13 protein-coding genes are annotated in these 12,003 nt (G+C 62.9%); 11 read left to right on the top strand and 2 right to left on the bottom strand.

All coding sequences use genetic code 11. The features are described 5' to 3' along the window. Nucleotides 1-5: 5 nt before the first annotated feature. The 5 genes from TR61_RS01580 (at nucleotide 6) to TR61_RS20105 (ending at nucleotide 4,321) form a co-directional block, all read left to right on the top strand. Nucleotides 6-761, top strand: coding sequence for an undecaprenyl pyrophosphate synthase (locus TR61_RS01580; RefSeq protein WP_050927789.1), 756 nt, complete (start codon nucleotides 6-8; stop codon nucleotides 759-761). After that, entirely contained in the window at nucleotides 761-1,552 is a 792-nt protein-coding gene (locus TR61_RS01575) for a phosphatidate cytidylyltransferase (RefSeq protein ID WP_050927788.1), read from the top strand. Before TR61_RS01580 ends, TR61_RS01575 begins: the two co-directional genes overlap by 1 nt. Beyond that, on the top strand, nucleotides 1,552-2,727 hold the full coding sequence (gene dxr / locus TR61_RS01570) for a 1-deoxy-D-xylulose-5-phosphate reductoisomerase (RefSeq protein WP_050927787.1): 1,176 nt from the start codon (nucleotides 1,552-1,554) through the stop codon (nucleotides 2,725-2,727). Before TR61_RS01575 ends, dxr begins: the two co-directional genes overlap by 1 nt. 6 nt (nucleotides 2,728-2,733) lie before the next feature. Next, nucleotides 2,734-4,086, top strand: a complete 1,353-nt coding sequence (gene rseP, locus TR61_RS01565; protein WP_050927786.1) for an RIP metalloprotease RseP — start codon at nucleotides 2,734-2,736, stop codon at nucleotides 4,084-4,086. 79 nt (nucleotides 4,087-4,165) lie between these two features. Next, complete coding sequence (locus tag TR61_RS20105) at nucleotides 4,166-4,321, top strand: hypothetical protein (protein WP_172676916.1); 156 nt, start codon at nucleotides 4,166-4,168, stop codon at nucleotides 4,319-4,321. A gap of 22 nt (nucleotides 4,322-4,343) precedes the next feature. Here TR61_RS20105 and TR61_RS20100 read toward each other — a convergent pair whose 3' ends face one another. Continuing rightward, on the bottom strand, nucleotides 4,344-4,499 hold the full coding sequence (locus TR61_RS20100) for a hypothetical protein (protein ID WP_172676914.1): 156 nt from the start codon (nucleotides 4,497-4,499) through the stop codon (nucleotides 4,344-4,346). Between TR61_RS20100 and bamA the strand changes: the two genes are divergently transcribed. The 6 genes from bamA (at nucleotide 4,498) to lpxB (ending at nucleotide 10,756) form a co-directional block, all read left to right on the top strand. Then, entirely contained in the window at nucleotides 4,498-6,783 is a 2,286-nt protein-coding gene (gene bamA / locus TR61_RS01560) for an outer membrane protein assembly factor BamA (RefSeq protein WP_050927785.1), read from the top strand. The genes TR61_RS20100 and bamA overlap by 2 nt on opposite strands. Nucleotides 6,784-6,790: 7 nt before the next feature. After that, on the top strand, nucleotides 6,791-7,354 hold the full coding sequence (locus tag TR61_RS01555) for an OmpH family outer membrane protein (RefSeq protein WP_082181793.1): 564 nt from the start codon (nucleotides 6,791-6,793) through the stop codon (nucleotides 7,352-7,354). Nucleotides 7,355-7,426: 72 nt separating this feature from the next. Then, entirely contained in the window at nucleotides 7,427-7,891 is a 465-nt protein-coding gene (gene fabZ / locus TR61_RS01550; RefSeq protein ID WP_050927848.1) for a 3-hydroxyacyl-ACP dehydratase FabZ, read from the top strand. Continuing rightward, the gene (lpxA, locus tag TR61_RS01545) at nucleotides 7,888-8,682 is read left to right on the top strand and encodes an acyl-ACP--UDP-N-acetylglucosamine O-acyltransferase (protein WP_050927784.1); all 795 of its coding nucleotides are present in this window, start codon (nucleotides 7,888-7,890) and stop codon (nucleotides 8,680-8,682) included. Before fabZ ends, lpxA begins: the two co-directional genes overlap by 4 nt. Further along, a complete protein-coding gene (locus TR61_RS01540) occupies nucleotides 8,682-9,596 on the top strand; it encodes an LpxI family protein (protein WP_050927783.1) in 915 nt (304 codons plus the stop codon). Before lpxA ends, TR61_RS01540 begins: the two co-directional genes overlap by 1 nt. Further along, nucleotides 9,596-10,756: a lipid-A-disaccharide synthase gene (gene lpxB / locus TR61_RS01535; RefSeq protein WP_050927782.1), complete on the top strand. Its 1,161-nt coding sequence runs from the start codon at nucleotides 9,596-9,598 to the stop codon at nucleotides 10,754-10,756. Before TR61_RS01540 ends, lpxB begins: the two co-directional genes overlap by 1 nt. Here the strand turns inward: lpxB and mnmA are convergent. Further along, nucleotides 10,753-11,898: a tRNA 2-thiouridine(34) synthase MnmA gene (gene mnmA / locus TR61_RS01530; protein WP_050927781.1), complete on the bottom strand. Its 1,146-nt coding sequence runs from the start codon at nucleotides 11,896-11,898 to the stop codon at nucleotides 10,753-10,755. The genes lpxB and mnmA overlap by 4 nt on opposite strands. Between the last annotated feature and the right edge of the window lie 105 nt (nucleotides 11,899-12,003).

Genomic DNA, 12,003 nt, shown 5'->3' with positions numbered 1-12,003 from the left:
CGGATATGGCCAGCGAACCCGCCCATGATCTGACCGCCACGGCCCCCGCGCCGGCGGGATTTGATGGCCCCAGACATGTGGCCATCATCATGGACGGGAATGGCCGATGGGCGCAGAAACGCGGGCGGCCGCGGTTGTTTGGGCATCACGCGGGGGCGCAGCGCGTGCGCGAAGTGGTGGAATGCTGCCCGCGCCTGGGGATCAAATATCTGACGATCTTTGCCTTCTCGACCGAGAACTGGAAGCGCACGCAGGTCGAAGTGGCGGGGCTGATGAAGCTGTTCCGCCGCTATATCTCGAAAGAGCTGCGGGAGCTCGACAAGGAAAACGTCCGGGTGCGCTTCATCGGCGACCGCGACCGGCTGGATGCCAAGCTGATCCAGCTGATGGACGAGATGGAAGAGGTCACGCGCAACAATGACCGGGTGCACCTAACCATCGCGCTGAATTACGGCGCGCGCGACGAGGTGGCCCGCGCCACCCGGCTTCTGGCCGAGGATGTTGCGCGCGGGGCGCTCAAACCCGAAGATATCGACGTGGAAACGCTGCCCAGATATCTTGACACCCGCGTCTTGCCCGACCCCGATCTGGTCATCCGCACCAGCGGGGAGGCGCGGATCTCGAACTTCCTGCTGTGGCAATCGGCCTATGCGGAATATGAATTCATCGACACGCTCTGGCCCGATTTCACTTCGGCCGAGCTGGAACGCCTCTGCCGGTCCTATGGCAAACGGGACCGCCGCTTTGGTGCCGTGAGCTGATGACCACGTCCGAGCAATGGCACGACCTTGCCGTGCGCATGGGATCGGGCGCGGTGATGCTGATTGTGGGCATGGGCGCGGTTGCTGCGGGCGGCGACATTTTCCACGGCTTTGTGGCGATCATCTGCGGCGCGATGGTGTGGGAACTGGTGCGGATGCTGGCGCCGGATGCGCCGCGCGTGGCGCTGCAGCTGGGGCTGTTGTCGGGCGTTGTGTCGATGGTTGCGATTTATCTGCCGCCGGTTGCGGCTGTGCCTGTGTTGCTGGCGCCGGCCTTTGTGGGGCTGAGCCTGATCCGGGATCACAGGGCGATCTATCTGGTCTTTGTGGCCGGCGTTTTGCTTGCGGGATATGGCATGATGTCGGTGCGCGATGATCTGGGGTTCATCTGGATGCTGTGGCTGGCGCTTGTGGTGGTTTGCACGGATGTGGCGGGCTATTTTGCGGGCCGGATGTTTGGCGGCCCGCGCTTCTGGCCCCGCGTCAGCCCCAAGAAAACATGGTCCGGCACCGGCGCGGGCTGGGTGGCGGCGGCGGTTCTGGGGCTGGTGTTCACGTTTTTCACCGAAGCGGGGCTGATGCTGGTGGTGCTGTCGGCGCTGCTGTCGTTTGCTTCGCAAATGGGTGATATCGCGGAAAGTGCCGTGAAGCGGAAGATGAACGTGAAGGATTCCAGCGCGCTGATTCCCGGCCATGGCGGGTTGCTGGACCGTTTTGACGGGATGCTGGGTGCGTCGATTGTGATCCTGCTGATCATTCAGCTTGCCGGGCTGCCGGCGGGGATGGGCTGATGGCGCGGCGGGTGTCGATCTTTGGGGCGACAGGTTCGATCGGGCAGAACACGATCGACCTGATCGCGCGCGCGCCGGATGATTATGACGTGGTGGCGCTGACAGGGTCGTCGAATGTCGCGCAACTGGCCAGGGATGCCATTGCGCTGAAGGCGGAGGTGGCCGTGACCGCGCGCGAGGATCTTCTTGACGATCTGCGCGCGGCCCTTGCCGGATCCGGGGTGGAGGCCGCCGCCGGGCAGGAGGCGCTGGAGGAGGCCGCAAGCCGGCCTGCCGACTGGGTGATGTCTGCCATCGTGGGCAGTGCCGGGCTGAAGCCCGGCCTACGGGCGCTGGAACAGGGCGCTGTGCTGGCGCTGGCCAACAAGGAATCGCTCGTTTGCGCCGGTGAGCTGATCCTGAAAACCGCGCGGGAGAACAACACGCGGCTCTTGCCCGTGGACAGCGAACATTCCGCCGTCTTTCAGGGGCTGGTGGGCGAAGACATGGCGGCGGTTGAACGCATCATCATCACCGCCAGCGGCGGCGCCTTCCGCGACTGGCCGTTCGAGGCGCTGCAGCACGCCACCCTGGCCGAGGCCTCCAGCCACCCCAACTGGGACATGGGGCAGCGGATCACCATCGATTCCGCGTCCATGTTCAACAAGGCGCTGGAACTGATTGAAACCAAGGAATATTTCGGCGTCCGTCCCGACCAGATCGAAGCCGTTATACACCCTGAAAGCCTGATCCACGCCATCGTGGGCTTTGTCGATGGCGCGCTGATGGCCCATGTGGGTCCGCCGGATATGCGCCATGCGATTGGATATGCGCTGCATTACCCGGAACGGCGCGATTTGCCCGTGGCGCGGCTGGACCTGCCGCAAATCGCCCAGCTGACCTTTCGGGAACCGGATCTGCGCCGATACCCCGCGCTGCGGCTGGCGCGCGAGGTGATGGAGCGGGGTGGTCTGTCGGGCGCGATCTTCAACGCGGCGAAGGAACGCGCGCTGGATGCCTTCATCGCCGAACGCATCGGATTTCTTGAGATGGCCGAGGTCGTGGAAGAGGTTCTGACCCGATTTGAGGCCGATCCCGGTCGTATTGACGCCCCAATGACCCTTGATAACGTGATGCAAACAGACCATCTCGCCAGAGAGATGGCAGATCACGTGATGGCAGAACGAGCAGGGTAAGAGCTTTTGGATATCGTAGGACTGTTTCCCCAATTCGGTGGGCTGGCGCTGACCATTCTGGCCTTTATCCTTGCGCTGTCCATTATCGTGGCAGTGCATGAATACGGCCATTACATCGTGGGACGGTGGTCTGGCATTCATGCCGATGTGTTCTCGATCGGCTTTGGCCCGGTTCTGTTTTCGCGGGTGGATAAGCGCGGCACGCGCTGGCAATTGGCCGCGCTTCCCTTCGGCGGGTTCGTGAAATTCGCGGGCGATGCCAACGCCGCATCCGGCAAGGATAGCGAGGCGATGGAGGAAGCCGCCCAGGATCCCGCCGCGCTGCGCCGCACGATGCATGGTGCGCCGCTTTGGGCACGCTCGGCCACTGTGGCGGCGGGCCCTGTCTTCAATTTCATAATGTCGATCCTGGTCTTTGCCGGGATGATCTTCCTGCAAGGGGAGCCGAAAAACCCGCTGACCGTGGGCAAGCTTCTTGTGCTGCCACAGGACGGCTATGAGCTGGCCGTGGGTGATGAGATCGTTGCCATCGAGGGCCAGCGCGCGCCGTCATTCGGGGATGGCCCTGGCTGGGACAGTTTCCGCGAGGCGATGCCCGAGGCGGCCGTGCTGGACTATACCGTGCGCCGCGACGGGGCCGAGATTACTGTCACAGGCCCCGCGCTGATGCCGCCCTATGTGCAGCAGGTGGCCCCGCGCAGTGCGGCCGATGATATCGACCTCAAGCCCGGCGATGTGATCACGGCCATCGACGGGGAGCCGATCGCTGTCTTCGACCAGCTGCGTCAGGCGGTCGAAGGGTCGCAAGGCCGCGTGCTGCTGCTGGATGTCTGGCGCGCGGGCGAGATGCTGGAATTCGCGCTTGCCCCCAAACGGGTGGACGAACCCCAGCCCGAAGGCGGCTTCAAAACCGAATGGCGCATCGGTGTCGTGGGCGGCATGGCTTTTGATCCGGCCACCGAAGGCACCGGGTTTGGCCAATCGCTTTGGGGCGGGGTGGCGCAGACGGGCGCGGTGATCTCGAATTCGCTGTCGGGGCTGTATCACATGATCACGGGTGCGATCAGCACCTGCAACATGAGCGGCGTGATCGGGATCGCAGAGACCTCCGGTTCCATGGCCAGCCAGGGCGCCGACAGCTTTATCTGGTTCATCGCGGTGCTGTCGGTGGCGGTGGGTCTTCTGAACCTGTTTCCGATCCCGGCGCTGGATGGTGGGCATCTGGTGTTTTACGCCTATGAGGCCGTGGCGGGCAAACCGCCCAGCGACCGCGCGCTTCAGGTGATGATGGCCACCGGGCTTGCGTTGATCCTGACGCTGATGGTCTTTGCCATCGGCAACGATATCTTCTGCCCCTGATTTCAGAGATTTTGCCAAAAAACGGCCATATTCGGCTGATACCCCCTGAGCTGCGCACCTAAACACGCAGGGGAGTCACATGGCATATCTGATCAAATCCTACCGCAGCCTCGACCTGGTTTTCGAGCTGAACTGGGATCGCATTATCTATGTCGTTGTGATGGCGCTGTCGCTTCTGGCGGGGCTTTATGTGGGCTCTTTTGCGCCGCAGCTCAGCGGGTTCGATTTTCTCTGATCCGAACTGGTTTTTTTCTGCATCATTCTTGGTTTTGACAAGAATAGGCAATCCCGATAACCACGTCGTAACATTCCTGGAATAAAAATGGATTGGCGATTATGGGTTTGGGCAAGTCATCGCGCACATTCTGCGGGTCAACAACAGGCAAACTCCACATCTTGTGTGCCTGGACCATGGGAATTTTCCTTGCTTTTGCAACGGTCTTAGCGGTTTCGGGAAGCCCCGCTTACGCGCAAACCTATCGGTTCAATTCGGTCGTTGTCGAAGGCAACCAGCGCATCGATACGGCCACAATCGCCACATATGCGGGAATCGGTCGGGGCCAGGCGGTGACCGGCGGAGAACTGAACGACGCATATGAGAGAATCCTTGACAGCGGCCTTTTTGAAACGGTCGAGCTTGAGCCGCGCGGGTCCACTCTGGTCATCCGGGTCACGGAATTCCCCACGATCAACCGCATCAATTTCGAAGGCAACCGCCGGATTGATGACGAAGATCTGGCCGGTTTCATCGAAAGCCAGCCGCGCCGGGTGTTCAACCCCACCGTCGCCGAACGTGACGCCAACACCATTGCCGAGGCTTATGCCCAGCAGGGGCGCGTTTCGGCCACCGTCACACCGCGGATCATCCGCCGGTCGGAAAACCGCGTCGACCTGATTTTCGAGATCGGCGAAAGCGGCGTGATCGAAGTGGAGCGTGTGAGCTTCGTCGGCAACCGTGCCTATTCCGACCGCCGCCTGCGCCGCGTGCTTGAGACCAAGCAGGCGAACTTCCTGCGCGCCTTCATCCGCGCGGATACGCTGATTGAAGACCGGGTGGAATTCGACAAACAGGTGCTGACCGATTTCTATCGCTCGCGCGGGTATATCGATTTCCGCGTGAACAGCGCCAATGCCGAACTGACCGAGGAACGCGATGCTTTCTTCCTGGTCGTGAACGTGACCGAAGGCCAGCAATTCAAGTTTGGCGAGATCACGACCGTCAGCGAATATGACGGGGTCGAGGCCGACGAATATCAGGACAGCCTGCGCATCAAGCCCGGTGTTGTGTATTCGCCGTCGCTGGTTGAAAACTCGATCGCCCGGATGGAACGTCTGGCCGTGCGCAATGGCGTGGATTTCCTGCGGATCGAACCGCGCATCACCCGAAATGATCGCGATCTGACGCTGGACGTGGAATTCGTTCTGACCCGCGGGCCGCGCGTCTTCGTCGAGCGGATCGATATCGAGGGCAACACCGCCACTTTGGACCGCGTGGTGCGCCGCCAGTTCCGCGTAGTGGAAGGCGACCCCTTCAACCCGCGCGAGATCCGCGAAAGCGCCGAACGCATCCGTGCGCTCGGATATTTCTCGGAAGCTGCGGTCGAGGCGCGCGAAGGCTCCAGCACTGATCAGGTCATTGTGGATGTGGATGTGGAAGAGCAGCCCACAGGCTCGCTCAGCCTGGGAGGCAGCTATTCGCGCAACAACGGCTTCGGGATTGCGATTGGCCTGCAGGAAACAAATTTCCTGGGCCGTGGTCAGACGGTCGGCGTGACATGGTCCGGCGCGGAAGACGCCGAACAATATGTCTTCAGCTTTACCGAGCCGTACCTGCTGGGCCGCGATCTGCGCTTTGACCTGAATATCGGCTATGTCGAGGAACAGTCGGGCTTTTCGAATTACGACAGTGACCGTCTGTTCTTCCAGCCGTCCTTGTCTTTCCCGCTGGGCGAACGCACACGTCTGTCGGTGCGGTATTTCTTCAACGAAAGCGAAATGAAGACCCGCCCCGGTGCCGTGACCAGCGCGACCATCACGAACGAGATTGCGCAGGGCAGCCTGTCTGCAACCGGCATCGGCTATACCTTCAGCTATGACAGCCGCCTTGTGGGTCTGAACCCGAACGCAGGTGTGCTGTTCGAGTTTGGTCAGGATTTTGCCGGGCTGGGCGGGGACAACGAATATATCAAGACCTCGGCCCGGATCATCGCACAGACGCGCGTGCTGAACGAAGAGGTGACCCTGCGCGCCTCGCTGGAAGGCGGTGCGCTGAGCTGGAGCGGCACAAATGCAAGCCGCGTCACGGATCGCTTCCTGCTGACACCGGCAATCATGCGTGGATTTGAACCGGCAGGGCTTGGCCCGCGCGACCAGTCAGCCGGTGTGGATGACGCGATTGGCGGCAACCTCTTTGCGGTTGCGCGGTTCGAAGCAGAGTTCCCCATCGGCCTGCCCGAGGAATTGGGCATCCGGGGCGGTGTGTTCTACGACATCGGCAACCTGTGGGATCTGAAAGATGCCAACACCGCGGGCGGCACCATCGTGGGCGCAAACGGGTCGTTCCGCCAGGTGATCGGTCTGTCGCTTTTCTGGGACACGCCGCTTGGGCCGCTGCGTTTCAACTTCACGCATGCGCTTGAAAAAGAAGCCTTCGACAAGGAACAAACCTTCGACTTTACCCTGTCGACAACGTTCTGAGGATGTCATGCGGTGGCGGGCCTTTCTTCTCGCCGGTTTGATGGCGTTTGGCGGGCCTTTCGGGGGCCCGGCGCCATCAGCTGCGCAGCAGATTGGCACGGTGCAAAGCCCGATCCTGACGATCGAGACGGACAGGCTGTTTGCCGAGTCGGATTTCGGCGAACGGGTGGCGCAGGAGCGTGAAGCCGAAAGCGCCGTTCTGTCGGCCGAAAACCGGCGGATCGAGGCCGAACTGATCGAGGAAGAGCGCGACCTGACCGACCGCCGGGCCGAGATGGAGCCTGACGCCTTCCGCACCCTCGCGGATGCCTTTGACGCCAAGGTGCAGGAGATCCGCCGCACGCAGGACGCCAAGGCCCGCGCCCTGAACCAGCGTGGAGAGGCGGACCGCGTGGCCTTTCTGCAGGCGGCCGTGCCGATCCTGGAACAGCTGATGCTGGAGGCGGGCGCAGCGGTGATCCTGGAACGCGGCAGCGTCTTCATCAGCCTGAACGCCACTGACGTGACCGAGGCCGCGATTGCGCGTATCAATGCCGCCATCGGCGATGGTTCGGACCTGAGCAAAGAGTAACCGCCGCGCCTTGCCCTGAACCCGGCGGCTTGTTACTCAGATTAAGACCAAATGACCAAGGCTGACATTTCCATGACAACTGAGCTTAAAAGCGCGGATATCGGACTGATCCAGCGCATTATTCCCCACCGCTATCCCTTTCTTCTGGTCGATAAGGTGGTGGACATCGACGGGTATCAATCCGCTTTGGGCATCAAGAATGTCACCATGAACGAGCCGCATTTTCAGGGCCATTTCCCCGGCAACCCGATCATGCCGGGCGTCACCATCGTCGAGGCGATGGCGCAGACAGCGGCCGTGATGGTGGGGGTTGCGCTTGATTATGCCGACCGGGAGATGAAGGTCTATTTCATGGCGATTGACGGCTGTAAGTTCCGCCGCATGGTGGTGCCCGGAGATGTGCTTGAAATGCGGCTGACAACCCTGCGCGGACGGCCCGGTGGCAAGGTCTGGCGCTTTGGGGGCAAGGCCACGGTCGAGGGCGAAATGGCGGCCGAGGTGGAATTCACAGCCATGATGGATATGCCCGCGGAATGAGCGCCGCGTCCGACATTCATCCCAGCGCCGTGGTAGAGCCGGGCGCGCAAATCGGCGCCGGCTGCGTGATCGGGCCGTTCTGCGTTGTGGGCTCTGACGTGGTTCTGGGCGAGCGGGTCACGCTGAAAAGCCATGTCGTGGTCACGGGCGACACGGTGGTGGGCGATGACACGGTGATCTTCTCCTTTGCGGTGATCGGAGAGATCCCGCAGGACAAGAAATTCAAGGGCGAGAAAAGCAGCCTGCGCATCGGCGCGCGCAATCGCATCCGGGAACATGTGACGATGAATGCCGGCACCGAAGGCGGTGGCGGCGTCACGCGGATCGGTGACGATGGGCTGTTCATGGCGGGCTGCCATATCGCACATGACGCCATCGTGGGTGACCGGGTGATCGTGGTGAATTCCGCCGCCGTGGCGGGGCACTGCGTGCTGGAAGACGATGTGATCATCGGCGGGCTGTCGGGCATTCACCAATTCGTCCGCATCGGCCGGGGCGCGATCATCGGCGCCGTTACGATGGTGACGAATGACGTGATCCCTTACGGCCTTGTGCAGGCCGCGCGCGGGGAACTGGACGGGCTGAACCTTGTGGGGCTGAAGCGCCGTGGCGTGGACCGGTCCGACATCACCGCATTGCGCGCCGCGTTCCAGATGCTGGCGCAGGGCGAAGGCACCTTCCAGGATCGCGCCCGCCGTATGGGCGATGAACAGGACAGCCAGTATGTGCAGGATATCGTGCGCTTTGTGCTGGGCGACAGCGACCGGTCTTTCCTGACACCGGGCAAGTGATGGGGCAGGCGGCGCTGATTACCGGCTCGGGCGCGTTGCCTGCTGCCGTGGCGCGGGCGATGGATGCGCCGCCCCTGGTCTGCAGCCTGAGCGGGCATACCCCTGAAGGGATAAAGCCCGATCTGACCTTTCGGCTGGAGCATCTGGGGTCGCTGATCGAAACGCTGAAATCCCGCGATGTGACCGAGGTCTGTTTCTGCGGCGCCGTGACCCGGCCTGAGATTGATCCCGCCGCGATTGACGCCGCCACCAAGCCTCTGATCCCCGCGCTGCAACGCGCGTTGCAACCCGGCGATGACGGGGCGTTGCGGGCAATCATTTCGGTTTTTGAAGAGGCGGGTTTCGCCGTGAAAGGCGCGCATGAGATTGCACCCGCGCTGTTGCCTCCCCTGGGCGACCTGACGCGCAAGACCGCGGATGAGGGCGTGAGGGTCGAAAGCGTCACGGCGCGGGCCGTCTTGCAGGAGATGGCGCGGATTGACGAAGGCCAGGCCTGCGTCCTGCGCGGGGAAACGGTGCTGGCGCGCGAGGACACGCGCGGCACCGATGCCATGCTGGCCGATCTGGCCGCGCCGCGTGCGAAACCTTTGCCCAGTGCGGCTGATCCCTTCAACTGGGTGATGGACAGCGTGGCGGAAGCGCTGGACGACACCGCCGACTGGCTGGCGGGTGCGGGGGGTGAAAAGGCCGCGTGCAAGGGTGCGGGCGGTGTTCTGTTCAAGGCCCCGAAGCCCGGACAGGACCGCCGCGCCGATCTGCCCACCATTGGCCCCGAAACCGTGCGCGGCGCGGCACGGGCCGGTCTGCGCGGCATCGTGATCGAGGCGGGCGGCGTGATCGTTCTGGACCGGGATACGGTGATCCGGCTGTGCGATGAGGCGGGGCTGTTTCTGTCGGTCAGGGCTGTGCTCTGATGCGGGTGTTCATCCTTGCGGGCGAACCTTCAGGCGACAAGCTGGGCGGCGCGCTGATGGCGGGGCTGAAGGCGCTGGTGCGCGATGTCCGCTTTGAAGGCATCGGCGGCGAGGCGATGGAGCGGGAAGGGCTGTCATCGCTGTTTCCCATGCAGGAACTAAGCGTGATGGGGCTAGCCGAGATCCTGCCCAAATATTTTCACCTCAAACGCCGGATCGCCCAGACGGCCGAGGCGGTGCTGGCCGCCAAGCCTGATGTGGTGATCACGATCGACAGCCCGGATTTTTCCCTGCGCGTGGCAAAGATCGTCAAGGCGCGGTCCGATATCCGCACCGTGCATTACGTGGCGCCGACGGTCTGGGCCTGGCGTCCGAAACGCGCGGCCAAGATGGCCAAGGTCATCGATCAGGTGCTGGCGCTTTTCCCGTTCGAGCCGCCCTATATGGAAGAAGAAGGTATGCGCAGCGATTTCGTGGGCCATCCGGTGGTGGCCGAACCTGTGCCGTCCGAGGGCGACATGGCGGCGCTGCGCGACGCGGCGGGCTTGGGCGACGCGCCGATCCTTCTGGTGCTGCCGGGATCGCGGGCGGGCGAAGTGGCGCGGCTGTCCGAGCCTTTCGGCGACGCGCTGCGCCTGTTTCTGGCCGACAAGCCCAACTGGCGCGTGGTGATCCCTGCCGCGCGCCCTGTGGCGGATCAGGTGCTGGAACTGACCCGCGATTGGCCGGGAGAGCCTTTCGTCATCGACCCGCGCCAATACCCGGGCGAGACGGCCGCTCAGCTGAAACGCGGGGCGTTCGGCGCGGCACGGCTGGCGCTGGCGGCCTCGGGCACCGTTTCGCTGGAACTGGCGGCGGCGCGGACTCCGATGGTGATTTCCTATCGCTTCAACGCCCTGACCTGGGCCATCCTGCAGCGCATGGTGCTGATCGACACCGCAACGCTGGTCAATCTGGTGTCCGGGACGCGCGTGGTGCCCGAATGTCTGGGTGCCGATTGCGAGGGTGCAAAGATCGCCGCCACTTTGGAGCAGGTGCTGGCCGACCCCGAGGCGCAGAAAGACGCGATGGCCCTGACGATGGAGCGGCTGGGGCAGGGTGGCGAGGCGCCCGGCTTGAGGGCCGCGCGCGCGGTGCTGGACGGGCTTGGGCGCGCTTAGTACCCGCGCCAGATCCAGCCGCCACCGAAGATGCGGCTGCCGCCCGTTTCATAGAACACACAAGCCTGACCGGGGGAGACGCCTTCTTCGGGGCTGAGCAGTTCGACTTCAGCCTCGGTCGCCGAAATGGGCCGGATGATCGCCTCCCGAGGGGGGCGGGTAGAGCGGACCTTGACCGACACATGCCATTCGCTTTGGCTGTCGAAGGGCGCATCGCCCAGCCAGTTGATTTCGCGCACCGGGATGGTGCGGGTGGCCAGCATCTCTTTCGGGCCGACGACGACCTGTTTTTTGTCCACGTCCAGTTTGACCACGTAAAGCGGATCGGAAAGGCCGCCGATTCCCAAACCTCGGCGTTGCCCGATGGTGTAATGGATCACGCCCTTATGGGTGCCGAGAACATTGCCTTCATGGTCCACGATCTCACCGGGATCGGCGGCGCCGGGGCGCAGTTTTTCGATCACCGCGGCATAGTCGCCATTGGGCACAAAGCAGATGTCCTGGCTGTCGGGCTTGTCAGCCACGCTCAGCCCGTATTGCGCGGCCAGATCACGGGTCGCGTCCTTCGACGGCAGATGGCCCAGTGGAAAGCGCAGGAAATTCAGCTGTTCCGGCGTGGTCGAGAACAGGAAGTAACTTTGATCGCGGTTCGCATCCTCGGCGCAATGCAATTCGGGGCCGTTGGGGCCGTCCTTGCGCTGGATGTAATGGCCTGTAGCCATACAATCGGCCTCAAGATCCCTGGCGGTTTCCAAAAGATCCTTGAATTTCACCCGTTCGTTGCAGCGGATGCAGGGCACCGGCGTCGCACCCGCCAGATAGCTGTCGGCAAATTCGTCGATCACGGCATCCTTGAAGATGTTCTCGTAATCCAGAACGTAATGCGGGAAGCCGCGTTCCTCGGCCACGCGGCGTGCGTCGTGAATGTCGATGCCCGCGCAGCACGCGCCCTTCTTGGCCAGCGCCGCGCCATGGTCATAAAGCTGCAGCGTCACGCCCACCACGTCATAGCCCTGTTCGGCCAGATGCACCGCCACGACCGAGCTGTCGACACCACCCGACATGGCCACCACCACCCGCGTTTCCGAGGGCGGTTTGGCAAAGCCAAGCGAATTCAGCGTGCCGGGTTGGTCAAGCGCCATTTCATGGATCCTTAAGGTGCAGGGGGCAGGTTTCGAGCGGAATATAGGAAAATCCTATCTACTCTCAAGCCCTGGTTTCATCACATGTTAAGGGGCATGGGCCAG

The organism is Aestuariivita boseongensis, from assembly GCF_001262635.1.
Classification (GTDB): Bacteria; Pseudomonadota; Alphaproteobacteria; order Rhodobacterales; family Rhodobacteraceae; genus Aestuariivita; species Aestuariivita boseongensis.
This window is presented reverse-complemented; position numbering and strand designations above follow the sequence as displayed.